The organism is Micromonospora sp. BS32, assembly GCF_059089345.1.
The window spans coordinates 1-22,014 of the sequence record NZ_JBSSHR010000036.1 but is presented as its reverse complement, the minus strand read 5'-3'; the positions used below and the strand labels follow the sequence as shown (position 1 = coordinate 22,014).

Below are 22,014 nucleotides of genomic sequence, written 5' to 3'. Positions count from 1 at the left end.
GCCCCCCCCCGCTTCCATCCGCGTTGATCAAGGAGTTTGGGTCCTCGAAAGCGCTTTCCCGAGACCGAAACTTCTTGATCAACCAGGACTGGGGTGGGGGGCGGGGTGGGGGTGGGGTGGTTAGACGGTGGTGAGTTGGGGGGTGTCGGTGGGGTCCGTGGGTTCGGGGGCGGACGCCGGCGAGGGCTCCAGTTGGCGGGTGCGGCGGCGTTCGGCCACCACGTCCCGGATCCGTCGCTGCATCTGCCGGCGGATCCGCATCCGCTCGTTGTTGTTGATCACGCTTGCTCCTCCCCCGAAGGCGCGCGCCGGGCATACCCGGTATGCGAATAGTAAGACGTACGGGCGACCGAATTAGTTGCCCAAGATCTCGAACTTTCTCGCCGGCTCGTCGCCCAGCGCACCTCGGGAGGGCGGCTCCACTACGGTTGCTCCCATGAGCCAGAGCAACGGGCGGCAGCGGGGCCGCGATCCCGAGCGGCACCGGGGCGCCGTCACGCTGCGCCGGGGCGCGATCCCGGCCAGCACCGCCGACCAGCGGCTCCTGGACTCGCGGGGGCGCGGCGACTGGAAGACCAAGGACGCCTGGCGGGCGCTGCGGATCCTCTCCGAGTTCGTCGAGGGCTTCGACACCCTCGCCGATCTGCCACCCGCGGTCAGCGTGTTCGGCTCCGCCCGCAGCACCCCGGACAGCCCGGAGTGCCGACTGGCCGAGGAGTTGGGCGCCGCCCTGGCCGGCGCCGGCTACGCCGTCATCACCGGCGGCGGCCCCGGCGTGATGGAGGCGGCCAACCGGGGTGCCAGCGAGGCCGGCGGGCTCTCCGTCGGGCTCGGCATCGAGCTCCCCTTCGAGCAGGGCCTCAACGACTGGGTCGACCTGGCCATCGACTTCCGCTACTTCTTCGCCCGCAAGACCATGTTCGTCAAGTACGCCCAGGCGTTCGTGGTGCTGCCCGGCGGCTTCGGCACCATGGACGAGCTCTTCGAGGCGCTCACCCTGGTGCAGACCGGCAAGGTCACCCGGTTCCCGGTGGTGCTGATGGGCACCGACTACTGGCGCGGGCTGCTCGACTGGCTGCGCGACACCATGGCCGCCGAAGGCAAGATCGGGCCGGTCGACCTGGAGCTGATCTGCCTCACCGACGACGTGGACGCCGCTGTCCGGCACATCGTCGAGTCCGAGGCGGCGCTCTCGGCCGAGCAGGAGGCGGTCCGCGAGGAGGCGGTCGCGCGGGGCGCCGCCGACCGGCAGGAGGCGGCCCGGCAGTCCGGCGGCGGGGCGGTGCGCCGGGCCGGTGGTGACGACGGCCGGGAGGGCTGAACCGGTGGCGGCGATCTGCGTCTTCTGCGCCTCCTCGCGCACTCTCGACCAGCGCTGGCTGGAGCTGGCCGCCGAGACCGGCGCGGAGTTGGCCCGGCGCGGGCACACCCTGGTCAGCGGTGGCGGCTGCGTCGGCATGATGGGCGCCCTGGCCGACGGCGCGCGGGCCGCCGGTGGGCGCACCGTGGGAGTGATCCCGCAGGCGCTGGTCGACCTGGAGGTCGCCGACCTCTCCTCGGACGAGCTGCTGGTCACCGAGAGCATGGCCGCCCGCAAGACCCTGATGATCGACAAGTCGGATGCGTTCCTCACCCTGCCCGGTGGCCTGGGCACGCTGGACGAGCTCTTCGAGGTCTGGACCACCGCCACCCTGGCCCTGCACACCAAGCCGATGGTGCTGGTCGACACGGACGGCTTCTACCGCCCGCTGCTCGACTGGCTGGCCGCCCTGGGCGACCAGGCCTTCCTCAAACCCGCAGGCCTGGACCTGCTCACGGTGGTGGACTCGGTCCCCGCCGCCCTAGACACCCTGGAATCTCACCTCACCTGACCCGCGGTGGGTGGTGGTGTCGTACCGGCGTGGTGGGATGTCCGGGTGCAGGGGTACCGGTTGGTGCGCCGGCCTGCCGGACCGGGCCCGGGTGGGGGGCGGTCCGCCGCTGCGGTCCGGGGAGACCGCGATGCCGGCGGGTCCATCCAGGGCAACGGCCGGCCAGGCCCGGGCGACCTGGGGGAGCCGCGGTCCGGGGGGTCGGCGGGCGATGACGCGTACCCGGTGGTCGACCCGCGCCAGGCCGAGATCGTCGCGCACACCGACGGGCCGATGCTGGTCGTCGGGGGTCCTGGCACCGGCAAGACGCACACCCTGATCGAGGCGGTCGCCGCCCGGGTGGCCGAGGGGGTCGACCCGGAACGCGTCCTGGTGCTCACCTTCGGCCGCCGGCAGGCCACCGAGCTGCGCCACCGCATCGAGGCGCGGGTCGCCGCCGACGGCCACCGGGTGCTCCGCGAGCCGCTGGTGCGGACGTTCCCGGCGTACGCCTTCGGCCTGCTCCGCCGGGCCGCCGCCGAACGGGGCGAGCCGTCGCCCCGGCTGCTCACCGGCCCCGAGCAGGATCTGATCATCCGCGAGCTGCTCGACGTGGTGGGCGAGGAGCCCGGCGACGACCCGGTCGGCTGGCCCGACGACCTGCGCCCCGCGCTGCGGACCCGGGCCTTCGCCGCCCAGCTGCGGGACCTGCTCATGCGCGCCGCCGAACGCGGCGTCGGCCCGGTCGAGCTGGCCCGGCTGGGCGAGAAGCTGGGCCGCGCCGACTGGCCGGCCGCCGCCCGCTTCCTCCGGGAGTACGTGGCCGTCCTCGCCCTGCGCGACGTGAGCAACCGGGGCTCCATCGCGTACGACCCGGCCGAGCTGGTCCGGGCCGCCACCGGGATGCTGCTCGACGACCCGGAGCTGCTCGCCGCCGAGCGCCGCCGGCTGGCCCACGTCTACGTCGACGAGCTGGCCGACACCGATCCCGCCCAGCAGGAACTGCTCGCGGTGATCGCCGGTGGCGGGGCGTCACTGGTCGCCTTCGCCGACCCGGATTCCTCCACGTACGCCTTCCGGGGTGCCGATCCGGCCGTGGTGGGCACCTTCGGGCACCGGTTCCGGACGGCCTCCGGCGCGCCCGCCGCCCAGGTCGTGCTGACCACCTCGTACCGGGCCGGTGCGGGGCTGCTGGCCGCGACCGGCCGGCTGGCCCGGCGGCTGCGCGGCCCGGCGGCGCACCGGCAGCTCCGCCCGCTGCCCGACGCGCCCCCGGGCTCGGTCGAGGTACGCACCTTCCGCTCGTCCACCAGCGAGGCCGCCTCGCTGGCCCACGCGCTGCGGTCCGCGCACCTGCTCGACGGCGTGCCGTGGTCGGCGATGGCGGTGCTGGTCCGCTCCACCCACCTGCACCTACCGTCGCTGCGGCGGGCCCTGCACACGGCCGGGGTGCCGACCGTGGTGCACGGCGAGGACCTGCCGCTGCACCTGCAACCGGCGGTGGCGCCGCTGCTGCTCCTGCTGCGCTGCGCGCTGGAGCCGGACCGGCTGGACGAGGAGGGCGCCGTCGCCCTGCTGCACTCCCCGCTGGGCGGCGCCGACCCGCTGGCCGAGCGGCGGCTGCGCCAGGGGCTGCGCGCCCTCGCGCTGACCCGCGGCGACCGGCGCCCCTCCGGCGAGCTGATCGTCGAGGCGCTGGGCGACCCGGCGGAGCTGGCGGGCATCGACCGGCGCTGGGTGGAGCCGGCCCGTACGGTCGCGGAGCTGATCGCCACCGCCCGCGGGGCCGCGGCGACGCCCGGCGCCACCGCCGAGGACGTGCTCTGGGCGGTGTGGCGGGCCAGCGGCCTGGCCGAGCGGTGGGCCGGCGCGATCAACCGGGGCCGGGCGGCCACCGGCGAGCACGAGACCGCGCAGCGCTGGCGGGCCGAGGCCGCCGACCGGGACCTCGACGCGGTGATGGTGCTCTTCGACGCGGCGGCCCGGTTCACCGACCGGCTGCCCGGCGCCCGGACCGAGGTCTTCCTCGACCATGTGCTCGGCCAGGACCTACCGGCGGACACCCTGGCCGCCAGCGCCGATCGGGGCGAGGCGGTACGCCTGCTCACCGCGCACGCCGCCAAGGGGCTGGAATGGGATCTGGTCGCCGTCGCCGGTGTCCAGGAGGGCGTCTGGCCCGACCTGCGGCTGCGTGGCAGCCTGCTCGGCTCGGAGCGGCTGGTCGACGTGCTGGCCGGCCGGGCCGACGGCGCCGGTGTCCGGGCCAGCCTGGTCGGGCAGACCTCGGCGCTGCTGGACGAGGAGCGTCGGCTCTTCCACGTCGCGGTGACCCGGGCCCGACGCCGGCTGCTGGTCACCGCGGTCGCCTCGGCGGCCGTCGGCGGCGACGACCACGAGGAGCAGCCCAGCCGCTTCCTGCACGAGCTGGGCGTCACCGAGCCACCCGCGCCCGGCCCGCCGCCGGCCGGTCCAACGCCGGCCGGTCCAACGCCGGCCGGCCCGCCGCCTGCCGGCCCGCCGCCTGCCGGCCCGCCGCCTGCCGGGCCGACGTCCGCCGGGCCGGCGCGGTCTGGGCCGGCCGCGGTGGGACCGGACGCCGCCCCCGTCCACGGGGCCGGCGACACCGGGACCGACCAGGTCCAGCCCGGCGACCTCGCCGGGCCGGACGACGACGAACCCGACCGGCCCCGGGAACTGCCCGTCGGCCGTCCGCCCCGGGCGCTCACCCTCTCCGCGCTGGTGGCGGAGCTGCGTACCGCGGTCACCGATCCGGCGGCGCCGGCCGCCCGGCGGCGCGCGGCGGCGGCCGAGCTGGCCCGCCTCGCCGCCGCCGGCATCCCCGGCGCCCACCCGGACGACTGGTGGGGGCTGCGCGGCCTCTCCGACGACCGGCCGCTGGTCGACGAGGGGGAGCCGGTCCGGGTCACCCCGTCGGCGATGGAGAGCGCGCTCCGGTGCAGCCTGCGCTGGCTGCTGGAACGGCACGGCGGCAGCGGCCCGGCGAGCGCCGCGCAGGGCGTCGGCAACCTGGTGCACGCCGCCGCGATGCTCGCCGAGGACGCCAGCGCCGACCGGAGCGCCCTGCTGGAGTACGTCGCGGCCCGGTTCGACGCGATCGAGCTGGCCGCCCGCTGGATGGTCGGCCCGGAACGGGACCGCGCCGAGGCCATGGTGGACAAGCTGCTGCGCTGGCTCGCCGGCAACCCGCGCCGGCTGCTCGCCATCGAGCACGAGTTCGCGGTCCGGCTCGACGACCCGCGGCGCCCGGTCGAGCTGACCGGCCGGGTGGACCGGCTGGAGGTCGACGCCGACGGCCGGCTCGTGGTGATCGACCTGAAGACCGGCAAATCCACCGCCGTCAGCGAGCGGGAGGTGGCCGAGCATCCGCAGCTCGGGGCGTACCAGGCGGCGGTCGAGGCGGGGGCGTTCGCGGAGTACGGCGACGCCTCGGGCGGGGCGGCGCTGGTGCAGCTCGGCACCGGGGCGAAGGACGCCCGGGAGCAGGCCCAGGCGGCCGCGGGGGAGGGCCCCGAGGCGGGCTGGGCCACCGACCTGGTCCGGCGTACCGCCGATACGATGGCCGCCGCCACCTTCGCCGCGGTCGCCAACTCGAAGTGCCGGGTCTGCCCGGTGCGCACCAGCTGCCCCGTCTCCGGCCAGGGCCGGCAGGTCGTCGAGCCGCCGGCCGTCCGTCGCCCGGAGCAGCCGTGAGCCGGCCAGCCGCGTACGCGCGAAGCGAGAGGGTGCAGTGACCCAGCCGACCCTGTTCAGCACCGCCGCCCCGGCGCCCCGGGCCGCCGACGCCGGGCCCCGCTACACCCCGGTCGAGCTGGCCCGGCTGCTGCGGTTGCCCGCGCCGACGCCGGAACAGGCGGCGATCATCGCCGCGCCCGTCGAGCCGCTGCTGGTGGTCGCGGGCGCCGGTTCCGGCAAGACCGAGACGATGGCCGCCCGGGTGGTCTGGCTGGTCGCCAACTCGTACGTCCGACCGGAGCAGATCCTCGGTCTCACCTTCACCCGCAAGGCGGCCGGCGAGCTGGGGCACCGGGTGCGCACCCGGCTCGACCAGCTCGTCCGGAGGTTGGGCCGGCGCGGGCGGGACCCGCTGGACAACCCGCTCGCCGGTGAGCCGACCGTCGCCACCTACCACTCGTACGCCGGCCGGATCGTCACCGAGCACGGGCTGCGCGCCGGGTACGAGCCCACGACCCGGCTGCTCACCGAGGCGTCCCGCTGGCAGCTGGTGGACCTGCTGGTCCGCAACTACGACGGCGACATGTCCGACGTCGACCGGATGCCCAGCACCATCACCGACGCGGTGCTCGCCCTCGCCGGGGAGCTGGACGAGCACCTCGTTGACCCGGACGACCTCTCCGGCTGGACCGGGCGGTTCTTCGCCGAGGTGCAGTCCCGCCCCGGCCGGGTCTACGCCGACGTGCGGAAGGCGTTGCGACTCCAGCAGACCCGGCTGAAGCTGCTTCCGCTGGTCCGGGCGTACGGCCGGCGCAAGGACGACTTCGAGGCGATGGACTTCGCCGACCAGCTCGCCCGGGCCGCCCGGGTGGCCCGCGAGCACCCGGCCGTCGGCGCGATCGAGCGGGACCGGTTCCGGGTGGTGCTGCTCGACGAGTACCAGGACACCAGCCACGCCCAGGTGGTGCTGCTCAACGCGCTATTCGGCGGCGGGCACCCGGTCACCGCGGTCGGGGACCCCTGCCAGTCCATCTACGGCTGGCGTGGGGCCAGCGCCGGCACCCTGGAACGCTTCCCCACCGAGTTCGCCCGCCCCGACGGCACACCGGCCGAGGTGCTCAGCCTCACCACGAGCTGGCGCAACCGGCCGGAGATCCTCGCCGTGGCCAACGCGCTGTCGGTGCCGCTGCGGGCCGCCGGGGCCCGGGTGCCGGAGCTGCACGCCGCGATGAGCGTCCGGGAGCCCATCGCACACCGCAGCCCGCGCGGCCGGGCCGCCGGCACGGTGCACTGCGCGCTGCTCGAGACGTACGCCGACGAGGCCGACTGGATCGCGGACAGCGTGCTAGCCGCCTGGCGGGGCGCCGCCCGGATGCCCGGTTCGTTGCCCGAGCACATCCAGGTGCCCAGGCGCCCCACCACCGCCGTGCTGGTCCGGCTGCGCAGCCAGATCCCGGCGATCGAGGCGGCGCTGCGCGCCCGGGGCCTCCCGGTCGAGGTGGTCGGCCTGGGCGGCCTGCTGGACACCCCCGAGGTACGCGACGTGGTCTGCACCCTGCGGGTGCTCGCCGATCCGACCGACGGGGCGGCGCTGCTGCGGCTGCTCACCGGGGCGCGCTGGCGGATCGGGCCGCGTGACCTGGTGGCGCTGCACCGCCGGGCGCGGGCCATCGCCCGGTCGCGCCGGCAGCTCACCGGCGACGACGGGCCGGAGATCGTGGTGGACGCCCTGGACGAGGCGACGCTGGTGGAGGCGCTGGCCGACCTCGGGCCGGCGCAGGCGTACTCGGCCGAGGGGTACGCACGGCTGCGCTCGTACGGGATGGAACTGGCGCTGCTGCGCTACCGGCTGGACCAGACGCTGCCGGAGCTGATCGCCGACATCGAGCGGACCATCGGCCTGGACGTGGAGGTGGCCGTGCGGGCCGGCCGGGACGGCGCCGGCGACGCCGGGCTGGCCCGCGGCCACCTGGACGCCCTCGGTGACGTGGCGGCACGGTTCAGCGGCGATACGCCCGGCGCGACCCTGGCCGGCTTCCTGGCCTACCTGGCCGCCGCCGAGGACGAGGAGCGCGGGCTCGCCCCGGGCGAGGTGGACGTGGTGGAGGGCGCCGTGCAGGTGCTCACCGCGCACGCCGCCAAGGGCCTGGAATGGGACGTGGTGGCGGTCGCCGGGCTGTCCCGGGGCGTCTGGCCGGGGCCGGTGCGCAACTCCGACCACTGGCTGGGTGGGCTCGGGGTGCTGCCGTTCCCGCTGCGCGGGGACGCCGACGGCCTGCCCGAGCTGGCCCTGGACGCGGCGGAGGACCAGCGCGGGGTGGCCCGCGCGGTGGAGGACTTCACCGACGCCTGGCGGGCGCACGACGAGCGGGAGGAGCGCCGGCTGGCGTACGTGGCGGTGACCCGGCCGCGGCGGCTGCTGCTCTGCTCCGGCTACTGGTGGGGGGAGGGGACCAAGCGGTTCCGGGGGCCCTCGGTCCTGCTCCGCGAGGTGCACGACGCCTGCCTCGGCGGCGCGGACGGGCACCTGGTCGACGCGTGGGTGCCCGAGCCGGCCGGGGACGCGGTGAACCCGACCACCGAGACGGTGCTGCGCGCCGAGTGGCCGGCGGACCCGCTCGGGGCCCGCCGGCCGGCGCTGGCCGAGGCGGCCGGACTGGTCCGCCGCTTCCTCGCCGACCCCGACGCGGCCCGGCGCGAGCCGCTGGACGACCCGGCGGCGGCCCGGCATGAGCCGCTGGACGACCCGCGGGCGGCCCGCCGCGAGCCGGTTGACCCGGAGGCTGCCGGGGAGGTGCCGGGTGAGGATCCCGAGGTGGCTCGTTGGCGGCGGGAGGCGGACCTGCTCCTCGCCGAGCGGGCCGAGCTGCTCCGGCAGGCCGAGGCGATGGAGGTGGCGCTGCCCGGGCACCTGTCGGTGACCCAGCTGGTGGCGCTGCGCCGGGACCCGGAGGCGCTGGCCCGGGCGCTGCGCCGGCCGATGCCGGCCGAGCCCAGCCCGTACGCCCGCCGGGGCACCGCCTTCCACACCTGGCTGGAGCAGCGCTTCGGCGCGGACCGGCTGCTGGACGTGGACGAGCTGCCCGGCGCGGCCGACGCGGACGCCGCACCGGACGAGGCGCTGGCCGAGTTGCAGGAGCGCTTCCTGGCCAGCGAGTGGGCCGACCGGGTGCCGGCGGAGGTCGAGGTGCCGTTCGCCACAGTGATCGCCGGCGTGGTGGTCCGGGGCCGGATGGACGCCGTCTTCGCCCGCCCCGGCGGCCGGTACGACGTGGTCGACTGGAAGACCGGCCGGCGCCCCGCCGGGCGGGAGGCCGAGGCGTCCGCAGTGCAGCTGGCGGTCTACCGGCTGGCCTGGGCGGAGCTGGCCGGGGTGCCGGTGGAGCGGGTGGGCGCGGCGTTCCACTACGTCCGGGAGGGCGCCACGGTCCGGCCGGCGGATCTGCTGGACGCCGACGGGCTGACCGCGTTGATCGCCGGCGTGCCGGAAGTCCCGACCACGGAAATCTCGGTGGGGGGTGGCGCGGCGGGAAATCCGTGATACGTTGACCTCGTTGCAGTTTTGGTTTCCAGAGACTCTGTGTGCGCCTGGCGGATTGTGGCCCCAGGCGCTCTTTGTTGTGTCCGGAGTTCTCCGGGCGGGGCGACCAGCAGCGACAGGTGTGCCGTGCACTGCGGCACGCTCCTCTTCGAGCCCGCAACAAGTGCGGGTTCGGCGTTCCGTCAAGGAGACGAAACAAATGGCTATTGGCACCGTCAAGTGGTTCAACGCTGACAAGGGCTTCGGCTTCATCACCCCGGACGGCGGCGGCGCTGACGTCTTCGCCCACTTCTCGGCGATCCAGTCCTCCGGCTACCGGAGCCTGGACGAGAACCAGCGGGTCGAGTTCGAGGTGACCCAGGGCCAGAAGGGCCCGCAGGCGGAGAACATCCGCCCGCTCTGATCTTCGGATCGACCCGTAACACCCTCCGCGCCCTCCGGGTGCGGTGACGGGACCGGTCCGCCGCGCCGCCCCCCGCTCCGGCGGGACGCGGCGTGCTGCGGCGGACCGGCCTGTACCCCATCGGTTCGTGCTTGTGAGTCCCGGCGGACGAGTCCGCCGGTGACAGCGCCGCTTCCCGGCGCCCTCCCTCGACACGTGCCGCGTCGAGGAAGGCATTCCGCATGACCATGACCATTCCCAGCTTCGCCGCGACCGGTCTGGCTCCGGCCCTGGTCGCCGAGCTCTCCACGCAGGGCATCACCGAGCCGTTCCCGATCCAGTCGGCCACCCTGCCGGATTCCCTGGCCGGCCGCGACGTGCTCGGCCGGGGCCGTACCGGCTCCGGCAAGACGCTCGCCTTCGGGCTCCCGCTGCTCTCCCGTACCGCCGGTCGCCGGGCCCGCCCCGGCCGGCCGCTGGCGCTGGTGCTGGTGCCGACCCGTGAGCTGGCCCAGCAGGTCACCACCGCGCTGGCCCCGTACGCCCGGGCCCTCGGGCTGCGCTGCGTCACCGTCGTCGGCGGTCTGTCGTTGCAGCGGCAGGCGGACGCGCTGCGGGCCGGCGCCGAAGTGGTGGTGGCCACCCCGGGCCGGCTGAACGACCTGATCAACCGGGGTGACGCCCGGCTCGGCGAGGTCGCCGTCACCGTGCTCGACGAGGCCGACCAGATGGCCGACATGGGCTTCCTGCCGCAGGTCACCAAGCTGCTGGAGCAGGTCGCCCCGGACGGCCAGCGGATGCTCTTCTCCGCCACCCTGGACGGCGGCGTGGACCGGCTGGTCCGCCGCTTCCTGACCAACCCGGTCTCGCACTCGGTGGACCCGGGCACCGCCACGGTGACCGCGATGACCCACCACGTGCTGCACGTCGACGCGGCCGACAAGCCCACCGCGCTCACCCAGATCGCCGCCCGCGAGGGCCGCACCATCCTCTTCATGGGGACCAAGCACCGCGCCGACCGGCTGGCCCGCCAGTTGCTCTCCAAGGGGGTACGCGCCGCGGCCCTGCATGGTGGCAAGTCGCAGCCGCAGCGCACCCGGATCCTGGAGCAGTTCCGCACCGGCCAGATCACCGCACTGGTGGCGACCGACGTGGCGGCCCGGGGCATCCACGTCGACGGTCTCGACATGGTCGTCAACGTGGACCCGCCGACCGAGGCGAAGGACTACCTGCACCGGGGTGGCCGGACCGCCCGGGCGGGGGAGTCCGGTGCCGTGATCACCCTGGTCCTGCCGGAGCAGCGCCGGGACGTCTCCCGGCTGATGAGCGTGGCCGGCATCAAGCCGCAGTCGACCCAGGTGCGTCTCGGCGACGAGGCGCTGGCCCGGGTGACGGGTGCCCGGGAGCCGTCCGGTGTGGCGGTCACCATCGTCGCCCCGCAGCCGGCGCCGGCCGCCCGTGCCCGGACCGGCAACGGCACCGGTGGCGAGGGCGGGCGCTCGGCGCACCGCGCCTCGGGCCGGTCCCGGCGGCCGCGCCGCCCGCGTACCGCCTGACCGGTCACCGGAAGCCCACGCGATACCTCACCGCACCGACCCGGAGCCGCTCGTGGCTCCGGGTCGGTGTGTTTTCCTGGCCCAGTTCCGCAGCGGACCGGCGGTTTTCTGGCGCTGCGTAGTCGGGCCGACACGCCGGGTGATCATGGTCGGGGTTGGGTCGGCTTGCCGGCTCGATTGCGTCCGATCGGCGACTGTCCCGCGCCCCCGCCTGATCGAGGCTTGCCTCGGGGGGAAGAACCCGGCCCTGGTGGCCGGGCACGGGAGGGGTGACCATGGCGGGCGACGCCGGCTCGGGGGCGCTGCGCGAGCTGCTGGTGGTGTTCGCGGTGGCGGGCGCGGGACTGGCGCTCGCCATGGTCGCGGCCTTCGCGCCGTGGCACCCCGTACCCGACGCGGCGGCCCCCGCCGGGCTGGTGGAGCTGCACGCGCCGGCGGTCGCCGCCGACACCGTCTCCACCGCCTGACCGCCCCGTCAGGCGGTGGCCGTGCCGCCCTCCCGGACCAGCAGTTCGGCGAGCGTGGTCCGGTCCACCACGAGGGCGATCGCGCCGTCCACCGCGAGCCAGACGTCCTGCAGGCCGCTGGCCACGCCGTGGTAGCCGGCGTCCTGCGCCGGCAGGCCGCGCACGCTGGTCAGCGATCCGCCGACCGCACGCAGCACATCGCCGACACTGATCTCGGCGGCCGGCCGGGTGAGCGCGTACCCGCCCTCGGTGCCGCGATGGCTGTGCAGCAGGCCGGCCCGGCGCAGATCGAGCAGAATGCCCTGGAGGAAGCTCAGCGGCATGCCCTGCGCCTCGGCCAGGGCCGCCGCCTTGACCAGCCCCGCGCCATCGCCGCCGTACCCGCCGGCACCGCTGGTCGAGGCGGCGGCGACGGCGAGCATGGCCCGCAGGGCGTAGTCGCTGCGCGCGGAGACGTACACGGTCAGTTGCCGGCCTGGTCGAGGACGCCCCAGCGGCGCCGGATCGCCTTGTCCGCCGCGCCGAACGCCGCGTCCACCAGCAGGCCGACCACCAGGATGACGATCATCGTGGAGAGCAGCCACGGCGCGTCGGAGAGCTCCCGCGAGTAGGTCAGCTGCGCGCCCAGTGAGGTCTGCGAGATGCCGACCACGATCAGCTCACCCGCCATCAGGCTGCGCCAGGAGAACGCCCAGCCCTGCTTCAGCCCGGCCACGATGGCCGGCAGCGCGGCCGGCGCGATGACGTACCGGTACAGGTTGAGGCCCCGGGCGCCGAGGTTGCGGCCGGCCCGGACCAGCAGCGGCGGCACGTAGTCGACGCCGGTGATCACTCCGTTGGCGATGGACGGCGCGGCGCCGAGCACCACCACGAAGAAGATGGCCTTCTCGCTCAGCTCGAACAGCAGGATCGCCAGCGGGAACCAGGCGATCGACGGCATGGTCTGCAGGGCTGTGATCATCGAGCCGATGGCGGCGCGGAGCACCCGGGACCGGGCCACCGCGAGGCCGACCAGCAGGCCGACGGCCACCGAGAAGACGTAGCCGACGGCCGCCCGGCGCAGTGTGGTGGCCAGGCCGTCCCAGAGCTGGGGGCCGCGGAGCTGGCGGAGCAGCTCTTCGCCGACCGTGACCGGCCCGGGCAGCGAGTACGGCGGTTTCCAGCCGGACCACACCACCAGCTGCCAGAGCCCGATCGCGATGGCGAGCGCGGCGACCTTCGGCCAGGTGGAGGCCCAGATCCGGTTGGCCCGGGTGGCCGCCTTCTCCCGTCCGGCGATCTCCAGCGCGTCCAGGCCGGAGATCTCCGCGTCGCTGCGCGGCGTGGTGGCGAGGGTGTCACTGGCCATGGCGGCCCACCTCCGTACGGAGCCGGTCGGTCACCTCGGCGGCGATCGCGGCGATCTCCGGGGAGTCGATGCGCCGCGGCCGGGGCACGTCGACCTCGGTGGAGTAGATGATCCGGCCGGGCCGGCTGGAGAGCAGGATGATCCGGTCGGCGAGCCGGGCCGCCTCCCGGACGTTGTGGGTCACGAAGAGCACGGTGAGCTTCCGCTCGGACCAGATGCGTTCCAGCTCGTCGTGGAGGATGTCCCGGGTCATCGCGTCCAGCGCGCCGAACGGCTCGTCCATCAGCAGCACCGGGGTGTCCAGGGCGAGGGTGCGGGCCAGCGCGACCCGCTGCCGCATGCCGCCGGAGAGCTCGTGCGGGCGCTTGCGGCCGAAGTCGGCCAGGTGCACTGTACGCAGCAGTTCGGCGACCCGCTCCCGGCGCGCGGCCCGGGACAGCCCGCGCAGCTTCAGCGGCACCTCGACGTTGCCCTCGACGGTGAGCCAGGGGAAGAGGGCCGACTCCTGGAACATCAGCCCCGGGTTCACTCCCTCGCCGACGTCGATCTGCCCGCCGCTGGGCCGGTCCAGGCCGGCGACCAGGTTGAGCAGGGTGCTCTTGCCGCAGCCCGAGGCGCCGACCAGGCAGACGAACTCGCCGGGCGCCACGTCCAGGGAGACTCCGTCCAGGGCGAGGACGGCGTTCTCGCCGCGTCCGTACACCTTGGTCACGCCGCGCAGCGCGACCTGGCCGGTCGCGCTGCGCGGGGTCGTCGTGGTCGACGTCACGGCTGGCTGACCTCGGCCTCGCCGGTGGCCTTGAGCACCTCGTTCAGGTACTTCAGGTCGTAGAGGCCGTCGAGGCTGGTCGGCTGGGTCAGCTCGACCGCGACCGCGTGGTCGAGACCGGTCTTGAGCGAGGAGGCGATGGGGTCGTTGGTAAACTCCAGCGTCGGCCAGGCCTGCTTGATCAGCTTGACGTCCAGCGGCTTGCCGGTGATCTTGCCGATGTGGTCGGAGACGGCCTGCTGGGCCTCGTCCGGCTTGGTGTTGACGAACTCGTTCGCCGCGACCTGCCCCTCGACCAGCTTCTTCACCACGTCGGGGTGGGCCTTGAGGAACTTGGTGCTGACGATCAGGTTGGTGATCACGAACTTCTTGTCGGGCCAGAGGTCGCGCTCGTCGACGAGCACCTTGCCGCCGGCGTTGACCAGCCGGGAGACGAACGGCTCGGGCACCCAGGCGCCGTCGATCGCGCCGCTGCTGAAGGTCTCCACCGTCTGGGCGTTCTCCTGGGGGACGACCTTGACGTCGCCACCGCCCTCCTTGGTGGTCCTGAGGCCCTTCTCCTTGAGCCAGTAGCGCAGCGCCACGTCCTGGGTGTTGCCCAGCTGCGGGGTGGCGATCTTCTTGCCGCGCAGCTGCTCTGCCGAGGTGATGGCGGGCTTGACGACGAGCGCCACGCCGCCGGAGGCGGCGCCGGAGATCACCCGGACGGCCTCGCCCTTGGACTTGGAGAAGGCGTTCACGGTCGGGTTCGGACCGATGTACGTGGCGTCCAGCGCGCCGGAGAAGATCGCCTCGATGGCGGCCGGGCCGGCGTTGAAGGTCTTCGTGTCGAGCTTGACGTCGCTGCCGAGCTTCTGGGCGAAGATGCCCTTCTCGACGCCGACGACGGCCGGGGCGTGGGTGATGTTGGGGAAGTAGCCGAGCCGGAGGGTGACCGGGCCGGAGGCGCCGGCCTCGGTGTCGTCACCGCACGCCGCGGTGGTCCCCATCGTCGCCACGCCGATGACGGCGAGGGTGGTGAGGGAGACCAACCGACGCAGGGGGAGCCGTCTCATCGTCCATCCAATCCGCAGTAATCCTATTTAGTTGGTAGGAAGAGTGGGCCAGGCGCCGAGCAGCGTCAAGACCGGTCCACAATGCGAGACGGCCTGTCGTGGAAATCTCGACAATCCCCACCTGTTCGGTGGGGCTGGCTGCCAGCATCGCCACTCGTACGCCGGGCGCGGATCCATCACCGAGACGGCAGCCGTCGTGCTGCCTGAGGTGATCACGCACCGTCGAGTTGGCCGCCACCTACCCGGTGCTGGCCGGTCCCGACGTGACCCGCGCCGCCTGTCGCAACATCGGGCGGTCCGAGGATCAGTCGGCCTGCGGAGGCCCGCCCCACCACCCGGTGGGGAGTCGCTCGCCTACTCGGCGAGGATCCACGACATCCCCGGCAACCCCGGTGCATGTTGGTGGACCCCGCACTAGGGTCGATCTCGTGCCGACGCGCAGAGCTCGAATTCCCGCCACGAAATATCCCGTCGAACGGTTCACCCTCGACAACGGCCTGCGGGTGGTGCTCACCCCCGACCGCAGCGCCCCGGTGATCGGGGTGGCGGTGGTCTACGACGTCGGCATCCGCTCCGAGCCCGAGGGGCGCACCGGCTTCGCCCACCTCTTCGAGCACCTGATGTTCCAGGGCTCGGAGAACCTGGAGAAGCTGGCCCACTTCCGGCACGTGCAGGGTGCCGGGGGCACCTTCAACGGCTCCACCCACCTGGACTACACCGACTACTTCGAGACCCTGCCGAGCAACGCGCTGGAACGCGCGCTCTTTCTCGAGGCCGACCGGATGCGCGGCCCCCGGCTGACCGAGGAAAACCTGCGCAACCAGGTCGACGTGGTCAAGGAGGAGATCCGGGTCAACGTGCTCAACCGGCCGTACGGCGGGTTCCCCTGGCTGACCCTGCCGCCGGTCATGTTCGACACCTTCCCCAACGCGCACGACGGCTACGGCTCCTTCGACGACCTGGAGTCCGCCACCGTCGCCGACGCCGCCGACTTCTTCCGCCGCTACTACGCCAGCGGCAACGCCGTCCTCGCGGTCAGCGGGGACGTCGACGTGGCCGAGGCGACCGAGCTGATCGAGCGGCACTTCGGCGACGTGCCGGCCCGGCCCGCCCCCGACCGCCCCGACTTCACCGAGCCCGACCTCACCGCCGAGCGGCGCACGTCGTACACCGACAAGCTGGCGCCGCTGCCCGCGGTGGCCGGGGCCTGGCGGGTGCCCGACCCGATCGGCGACTTCGCCAACTACCTGCCGTACGTCGTGCTGGCCGAGGTGCTCACCGACGGGGACGCGTCCCGGCTGGTCGAGCGGCTGGTCCAGCGGGACCGCAGCGTCACCGCCCTCGGCGGCTACCTCGGCTTCATGGGCGACCCGTTCGACGTGCGCGACCCCACCGCGCTGCTGCTCCAGGCCCACCTGCCGCCCGGCGGCGACGTCGACAAGGTGCTGCGCACTATCGACGAGGAGCTGGACCGGCTCGCCACCGACGGGCTGACCGAGGGCGAGCTGGCCCGTACCCAGGCCCGGATGGCCACCCACCTGCTGCGCGACACCGACGCGGTGCTCGGCCGCGCGCTGCAGATGGCGGTGCTCGAACAGCAGCGCGGCGAACCGGGCCTGCTCAACGAGCTGCCCCGGCTGGTCGGCGAGGTCACCGAGGAACAGGTCCGGGCCGCCGCGGCCACCCTGCGGCCGGAGCGCCGCGCCGCCATCGAGGTCATCGCCGGAGGTGCCCGATGACGACCACCCTGCCCGCCGCGCCGCGCGCGCTGCCGCCGCTCGGCCCCAACCGTCGGCTCAAGCTGCCCAAGCAGGCCGAGCGGACACTGGCCAACGGGCTCACCGTGATCGCGGTACGCCGGCCCGCCGTCCCCTTGGTCGAGCTGCGGCTCTGGATGCCGTTCGGCCGGGCCCACCTGGCCCGCGGCGCGATGCTCGCGCAGACCGTGCTCTCCGGAACGGAGACGCACACCGCCACGCAGATCGCCGCCGAGCTCCAGCGGGTCGGCGGCGGGCTCTCCGCCGGGGTCGATCCGGACCGGCTGATGCTCTCCGGGGCGAGCCTGGTCACCGGGCTGGACCGGATGCTGGAGATCCTCGCCGACGTGCTGACCGGCGCCACCTACCCGACCGACTGGGTGGACACCGAGCGGGACCGGCTGGTCGACCGGATCCAGGTCGCCCAGAGCCAGCCCGCCCACCTGGCCCGCACCGCGCTGCTCAAGCGGATCTACGGCAGGCACCCGTACGCCGTGCAGACCCCGGAGCCGGACCAGGTGCGGGCGATCCGCCCACCCGCGCTGCGGAAACTGCACGCCGAGCGGGTACGCCCGGCCGAGGCGGTGCTGGTGCTGGTCGGCGACTTCCAGCCGGAGCGGGTGCTGGACGGCGCCGAGACGGCGCTCTCCGCCTGGACCGGCGAGGGCCACCCGGTCGACCTGCCGCCCGCGCCGGCCCTCCAGCCGGGCCCGCTGCTCCTGGTCGACCGGCCCGGCTCGGTGCAGTCGTCGCTGCGGATCGCGCTGCCGGCGGTGCCCCGCACCCACCCGGACCAAGCCGCGCTGCAACTGGCCAACCTGGTCTTCGGCGGCTACTTCTCGTCCCGCTGGACGGAGAACATCCGCGAGGACAAGGGCTACACCTACGGGCCGTACTCGGCGATCGAGCACTCGGTCGCCGGCTCGGTGCTGATCGCCGCCGCCGAGGTGGCCACCGAGGTGACCGGCCCGGCGCTGCTGGAGACCACGTACGAGCTGGGGCGGCTGGCCTCGCTGCCGCCGAAGCCGGACGAGCTGGAGCAGGCCCGCCAGTACGCCCTCGGCACCCTCCAGCTCGGCATGTCCACCCAGGCCGGCCTGGCCTCGCTGACCAGCGCGTACGCCGGCAACGGGCTGCGCCTGGACTTCCTCGCCGAGCACGCCGCCCGGCTCGCCGCCGCGACCGTGGACGACGTCGCCGCGGCGGCCGCCCGCTACCTCGCCCCGGCGCACGCGGTGACCGTCGTGCTCGGCGACGCCGAGCGGGTGGCGGCGCCGCTGGCCGCACTCACCCCGGTGCGGGTGGAGTCGGCGTGAGTGGCGAGACCACCCCGCCGCTGGCCCGGACCACTCTGGACCGGGCGGCGCACCGGCGTACCGACCCGGAGTGGCTGGCGCAGGCGTGGCGGCGGGCCCGGGTGCTGGTGCTCGACTCGACCCGGGAGGGGCGGGCGCTGGTCCGTACCGACGTGAACCCGCCGGTGCTGGTGCTGCGGGACGCGGTGGAGGTGGGGACGCCCGGCGACGCGGCGCCGCTCTTCCTCGGGGTGGAGCCGGACGGCGTGCCGGTCTTCGCCGTGGACGCGCCGCTGCCCGAGCTGTCCGGCACCCGGCCGGTCAGCCTGCGGGAGGTCGGCCACCTGCTCGGCGACCGGGACGCGGGGATCTTCACCACCGCGCTGGCCCTGGTCAACTGGCACCTCGGGCACGGCTGGTCGCCGCGGACCGGGCACCAGACGAAGGTCGACGAGGGCGGCTGGTCGCGGGTGGACGCCGAGGGCCAGCGGGCCTGGCCGCGCACCGACCCGGCGATGATCGTCCTGGTGCACGACGGGGTGGACGGCCCGGAGGGGCGGTGCCTGCTCGGCAACAACGCCACCTGGCCGCACACCCCGGGCGAGCGCCGCTTCTCCTGTCTCGCCGGCTACGTCGAACCGGGGGAGTCGGCGGAGGCCGCCGTGCTGCGCGAGGTCCGCGAGGAGGTCGGGGTCGCGGTCGAGCGGATCGGGTACGCGGGCAGCCAGGCCTGGCCCTTCCCGGGCTCGCTGATGCTGGGCTTCCTGGCCGAGGCGGACCCGGGCGAGCCGATCCAGGTCGACCCGGCGGAGATCGCGTACGCCCGGTGGTTCTCCCGCCGGGAGATCGGCGCGGTCCTGGCCGGTCGCCCGGTCGACGCCGGCGACGGGGCCCGGGTGATCCTGCCGCCCCCCTCGTCGATCGCCCTCTTCCTCATCCACCGCTGGCTCGACGGCCACTGCTGACCCGACCGGACGCGGTCCCGGCCCGTGACGGTCGTTGCCGCGACGGTCACGGGCCGGGAACACGGGCCGTCGTGGGCGGGCGGGGCAAGGAGCGCGGCGGGGGAGCCGGTCCGACCACGACGGACGTCGACGGGCGGTCAGCTCCCGGGGTCGTCCCAGCGCACGGGGTGTCCGGGGTCGTCTAGCGGGAGCACCTTGACCCGCTGCCGGCCGCTGCGGACGGCGCCCACGGTGGCCAGTGCCCGGGCCAGCAGCAGCGCGGCGTCGCGGTCCTCGGCATGCACGATCTGGCGGCGTGCCTCGGGCGTGGTCCGCTCGTCCCGCAGCCGGCCGCCACCGGCCCAGGCCGTGCGGATGTCGTTGTCGGCGGCGGCACGGATGTCGGTACGAACGATCAGGAAACGCATGGCTGTCTCCGGATGGAACCGCGACGGACGAGTACGCAGTGGAACTTCCACGTCACTGAAACGTCATGTTACGCGCGTCGGGGATCCCAGCAAGTGAAACGCGGCGATCGGTCCGCTACCCGACCGATCGGTTGATGCCTGGTCAGGAGGTTGTGGTCGCGGAGACGACGCGGGGCCGCCGGCATCCCGCCGACGGCCCCGGTGCGGTCACCGGATCAGTTCACATCGAACTGCCCGTTCTTGGCCCCGCCGATGAAACCGAGCCAGCCGACCCGGTTGAACAGCAGCACCGGACCGCTCGGGTCCTTGCTGTCCCGCAGCGCGACCGCGGCCGGGCCGGCGCCCAGCGGCGCCACCTCGACGCAGTTCGAGGTCTGGCTGCGGGTGCTCTTGCGCCACGGGGCGTCGGCCAGCGCGTGGGCGGGGACGGTGTTACGGATCTCGCTCATCTTCTGCTCCTGATCGGTGGAACTGCTCCGATGGGGACGAGTGGCGGCTGCCCGGTCCCGACGGAGGATCCGACCTGGATCACCGTTCCGTCAGGCGCCCGGAAGGACGCCGGCGCTGGGCCGGCGCCGCTGCCGGACCCGGGGCCGTGGTGGACGGGGTCGCCGTGTCGGCCAGCCGTCCCGTCGCCGCGAAGAGCCAGGTAAGGGTGTCCGATGCGGAGAGCGCCGCCGAGCGTAGCCACTCGAACGCCACTTTATAGCGGTTTACGGTGTTTACCTCGGTTGACATGGCGTCGATGAAACCACCTTCGATCGCCAGCGTCTCCGGATCCTGCGGATCGGCGAACCGGTAGAGCGAGAAGGCCGTCGGCGGGAGGTAGAACTCGGCGATCCGGGTGTCCCGCAGCAGCAGGTGCAGCGTGACGTTGGGGAGCATGGCCAGTTCGCAGAGGCGGACAAACTGGTCGTGCAGCACGTCCGGCGGGCCGGCGCGCTGGCCCAGCGCCGCCTCGGCCAGCACCGCCGTGTAGCGGGGGCCGTCCACCCGGTCCAGCAGCGGCTGCCGGGCCAGCCGGGCCTGCACCTCGGTCTCCGGTTCCGCGACGCCGTCCGGCTCACCGGCCTCGGCGGCGGCCAGGTTCGCCGAGACGATCCGCAGCCGCGCGTACCCGGCGGTCTGCAACAGCCCCGGCACCAGCACCGGGTTGTACTCGCGGATCTCGGCGCAGCCCGCCTCCAGCTCCGCCCACCCGAGCTGCTGCTGGGTCATCACCGGGTACGACCGGCGCCAGGCGCGCATGTCGCCGGCCTCCTCGGTGATGCCGAGCAGCTCGTCGCGCAGCTCGGCCTCGGCGCCGTAGAGCTCCAACAGGAGCGCCACGTCGTCCGGGTCAGGACGGCTGCGCCCGTTCTCCAGCCGGGACAGCTTCGACGCGGAGGCCCAACCGATCCGCTCGATCACCTGGTCGCCGGTGAGACCCGCCGCCTCTCGCAGGCGGCGCAGTTCGGTGCCGAGCCTGCGTCGGCGCAGGATCGGACTCGGTACGGCAGGAGGCACGGGTGTCCTCGTTTCACCTCGACCGCCGCGAGACGCGACGGTGACTGTATGAAATTCACCCCCCACGGTCAGTATGGACGCCGCGACCGGCGCCGGTGGTTCCGGCGAGGGCGTGTCTTGCGACAAAAAGAGGACTGTGGAAGGTGCCACCTGCCCCGGACGACGAGGTCCCCGGCCGGCCGCACCTCCCCACGCGCTCGAGACCGGGCGCCACCCCCGCCGGAGGGAACCCCATGCGCACCGTCCTGCGCCGCCCCGACTTCCGACTGCTCTTCGTCGCGCTGCTGGCCAGCATGGCCGCCGAGTCGATCCTGCTGCTGGCGCTCGCGATCTGGGTCAAGGACCTGACCGGCTCCGACGGGCTGGCCGGCGCGACCATCTTCGCGATCATCGCGCCGATGACCCTGGCCCCGCTGGTCGGCTGGGTGGTCGACCGCTACCCCCGCCGGCCCTTCTTCGTGGCCGCGAATCTCGGCACCGCCCTGGTGCTCACCCCGCTCTTCGCGGTGGGGGACCGGGCCGACGTCTGGATCATCTACGTGGTGGCCGGGCTGTACGGGCTGTCGTACCTGACGCTCAGCGCGACGCTCAGCGGCCTGATCCGGCAGTTGGTGCCCAGCGAGCTGCTGGCCGAGGCGAACGGCGCGCTGCAGACCGTCCGGCAGGGGCTGCGCCTGGGCGGCCCGCTCGCCGGGGCGGCGCTCTACGCGGCGGTCGGCGGCTGGCTGCTCGCCACGCTGGCGATGACCGGGTTCGTCACGGCCGCCGCCGTGGTCGGGCTGCTCCGGGTGAGCGAGCAGGAACCGCTGCCGGCCGCCCTGCGCTGGCCGGCCGAGCTGGGCACCGGGCTGCGCCACCTGGCCGGCGAGCCGGCGCTGCGCCGGGCCCTGCTCGGCTACGGGCTGGGCTCGCTGGTGATGGGGTTCGGCGAGTCGCTGATCTTCGCGTACGTCGACCAGGGGCTGCACCGCGACGCCGCCTTCGTCGGGGTGCTGGTCACCGTGCAGGGGGTGGGCGGTCTGGTCGGCGGGCTGTTCTCACCCACCGTGGTGCGTCGTACCGGTGAACTGGGGGCGCTCGCCGTCGGGGTGACCTTCTTCGGCCCCGCCGCGCTGGCGCTGTCCTGGCCGGATCTGCGGCTCGGGGTGCTGGCGCTGCTGCTGGCCGGGGTGTCGCTGCCGCTGACCATGGTCGGGCTGACCACCCTCATCCAGCGGCGTACCCCGCCGGCCCTGCTCGGCCGGGTCACCGCGGCGTCCGAGGCGCTGGTGAGCGGCCCGCAGGCGGTCTCCATCGGCACCGGCGCGCTGCTGGTGAACGTGCTGGACTACCGGCTGCTCTTCCTCCTGGTCGGCGTGGTCACCACCGGCGCCGGCGCGTGGCTCTGGCGCGGCCGCGGCCTCTCCCCGCCCCTGCCCACCGC

General features: G+C 74.4%; 19 protein-coding genes. 11 read left to right on the top strand and 8 right to left on the bottom strand.

Annotated features, from left to right (window positions below):
* Nucleotides 1-120: 120 nt before the first annotated feature.
* Nucleotides 121-282: a hypothetical protein gene (locus tag AC5RWQ_RS29690; RefSeq protein ID WP_494285905.1), complete on the bottom strand. Its 162-nt coding sequence runs from the start codon at nucleotides 280-282 to the stop codon at nucleotides 121-123.
* A 154-nt stretch (nucleotides 283-436) separates the two neighbouring features.
* On the opposite strand from AC5RWQ_RS29690, the gene AC5RWQ_RS29685 reads away from it, so the two are divergent.
* From AC5RWQ_RS29685 to AC5RWQ_RS29655, 7 genes are all read left to right on the top strand, one after another.
* The gene (locus AC5RWQ_RS29685) at nucleotides 437-1,321 is read left to right on the top strand and encodes an LOG family protein (RefSeq protein WP_494285904.1); all 885 of its coding nucleotides are present in this window, start codon (nucleotides 437-439) and stop codon (nucleotides 1,319-1,321) included.
* Nucleotides 1,322-1,325: 4 nt separating this feature from the next.
* Nucleotides 1,326-1,871 (top strand): LOG family protein, encoded by a 546-nt coding sequence (locus AC5RWQ_RS29680; RefSeq protein ID WP_494285903.1) that lies wholly within the window; start codon nucleotides 1,326-1,328, stop codon nucleotides 1,869-1,871.
* A gap of 45 nt (nucleotides 1,872-1,916) precedes the next feature.
* A complete protein-coding gene (locus tag AC5RWQ_RS29675; RefSeq protein WP_494285902.1) occupies nucleotides 1,917-5,561 on the top strand; it encodes an ATP-dependent helicase in 3,645 nt (1,214 codons plus the stop codon).
* Nucleotides 5,562-5,598: 37 nt separating this feature from the next.
* Nucleotides 5,599-9,084: an ATP-dependent helicase gene (locus AC5RWQ_RS29670; RefSeq protein ID WP_494285901.1), complete on the top strand. Its 3,486-nt coding sequence runs from the start codon at nucleotides 5,599-5,601 to the stop codon at nucleotides 9,082-9,084.
* Nucleotides 9,085-9,283: 199 nt separating this feature from the next.
* Nucleotides 9,284-9,487 (top strand): transcription antiterminator/RNA stability regulator CspE, encoded by a 204-nt coding sequence (gene cspE / locus AC5RWQ_RS29665; RefSeq protein WP_007464836.1) that lies wholly within the window; start codon nucleotides 9,284-9,286, stop codon nucleotides 9,485-9,487.
* 221 nt (nucleotides 9,488-9,708) lie between these two features.
* The gene (locus AC5RWQ_RS29660; RefSeq protein ID WP_494285900.1) at nucleotides 9,709-11,022 is read left to right on the top strand and encodes a DEAD/DEAH box helicase; all 1,314 of its coding nucleotides are present in this window, start codon (nucleotides 9,709-9,711) and stop codon (nucleotides 11,020-11,022) included.
* Nucleotides 11,023-11,297: 275 nt separating this feature from the next.
* Nucleotides 11,298-11,489: a hypothetical protein gene (locus AC5RWQ_RS29655; protein ID WP_494285899.1), complete on the top strand. Its 192-nt coding sequence runs from the start codon at nucleotides 11,298-11,300 to the stop codon at nucleotides 11,487-11,489.
* Nucleotides 11,490-11,497: 8 nt separating this feature from the next.
* On the opposite strand, the gene AC5RWQ_RS29650 is transcribed toward AC5RWQ_RS29655, so the two are convergent.
* The 4 genes from AC5RWQ_RS29650 to AC5RWQ_RS29635 are packed head-to-tail and all read right to left on the bottom strand — an operon-like array spanning nucleotide 11,498 to nucleotide 14,661.
* Nucleotides 11,498-11,950, bottom strand: a complete 453-nt coding sequence (locus AC5RWQ_RS29650; protein ID WP_494285898.1) for an RrF2 family transcriptional regulator — start codon at nucleotides 11,948-11,950, stop codon at nucleotides 11,498-11,500.
* 2 nt (nucleotides 11,951-11,952) lie between these two features.
* Nucleotides 11,953-12,837, bottom strand: a complete 885-nt coding sequence (locus AC5RWQ_RS29645; RefSeq protein WP_334490250.1) for an ABC transporter permease — start codon at nucleotides 12,835-12,837, stop codon at nucleotides 11,953-11,955.
* Nucleotides 12,827-13,606 (bottom strand): ABC transporter ATP-binding protein, encoded by a 780-nt coding sequence (locus AC5RWQ_RS29640; RefSeq protein ID WP_494285897.1) that lies wholly within the window; start codon nucleotides 13,604-13,606, stop codon nucleotides 12,827-12,829. The genes AC5RWQ_RS29645 and AC5RWQ_RS29640 overlap by 11 nt, the downstream gene beginning before the upstream one ends.
* Entirely contained in the window at nucleotides 13,603-14,661 is a 1,059-nt protein-coding gene (locus AC5RWQ_RS29635) for an ABC transporter substrate-binding protein (RefSeq protein ID WP_494285896.1), read from the bottom strand. Before AC5RWQ_RS29635 ends, AC5RWQ_RS29640 begins: the two co-directional genes overlap by 4 nt.
* A gap of 428 nt (nucleotides 14,662-15,089) precedes the next feature.
* Here AC5RWQ_RS29635 and AC5RWQ_RS29630 point away from each other — a divergent pair, with 428 nt between their 5' ends.
* The 3 genes from AC5RWQ_RS29630 to nudC are packed head-to-tail and all read left to right on the top strand — an operon-like array spanning nucleotide 15,090 to nucleotide 18,678.
* Entirely contained in the window at nucleotides 15,090-16,400 is a 1,311-nt protein-coding gene (locus AC5RWQ_RS29630; protein WP_494285895.1) for a M16 family metallopeptidase, read from the top strand.
* The gene (locus tag AC5RWQ_RS29625; protein ID WP_494285894.1) at nucleotides 16,397-17,734 is read left to right on the top strand and encodes a M16 family metallopeptidase; all 1,338 of its coding nucleotides are present in this window, start codon (nucleotides 16,397-16,399) and stop codon (nucleotides 17,732-17,734) included. The genes AC5RWQ_RS29630 and AC5RWQ_RS29625 overlap by 4 nt, the downstream gene beginning before the upstream one ends.
* On the top strand, nucleotides 17,731-18,678 hold the full coding sequence (nudC, locus tag AC5RWQ_RS29620; RefSeq protein ID WP_494285893.1) for an NAD(+) diphosphatase: 948 nt from the start codon (nucleotides 17,731-17,733) through the stop codon (nucleotides 18,676-18,678). Before AC5RWQ_RS29625 ends, nudC begins: the two co-directional genes overlap by 4 nt.
* Before the next feature lie 137 nt (nucleotides 18,679-18,815).
* On the opposite strand, the gene AC5RWQ_RS29615 is transcribed toward nudC, so the two are convergent.
* The 3 genes from AC5RWQ_RS29615 to AC5RWQ_RS29605 form a co-directional block, all read right to left on the bottom strand.
* The gene (locus AC5RWQ_RS29615; RefSeq protein WP_494285892.1) at nucleotides 18,816-19,085 is read right to left on the bottom strand and encodes a hypothetical protein; all 270 of its coding nucleotides are present in this window, start codon (nucleotides 19,083-19,085) and stop codon (nucleotides 18,816-18,818) included.
* A gap of 215 nt (nucleotides 19,086-19,300) precedes the next feature.
* On the bottom strand, nucleotides 19,301-19,534 hold the full coding sequence (locus AC5RWQ_RS29610; protein ID WP_494285891.1) for a DUF397 domain-containing protein: 234 nt from the start codon (nucleotides 19,532-19,534) through the stop codon (nucleotides 19,301-19,303).
* Nucleotides 19,535-19,613: 79 nt separating this feature from the next.
* Complete coding sequence (locus AC5RWQ_RS29605; RefSeq protein ID WP_494285890.1) at nucleotides 19,614-20,591, bottom strand: helix-turn-helix domain-containing protein; 978 nt, start codon at nucleotides 20,589-20,591, stop codon at nucleotides 19,614-19,616.
* 233 nt (nucleotides 20,592-20,824) lie between these two features.
* On the opposite strand from AC5RWQ_RS29605, the gene AC5RWQ_RS29600 reads away from it, so the two are divergent.
* A partial coding sequence (locus AC5RWQ_RS29600) for an MFS transporter (protein ID WP_494285889.1) occupies nucleotides 20,825-22,014 on the top strand: 1,190 nt, incomplete at its 3' end.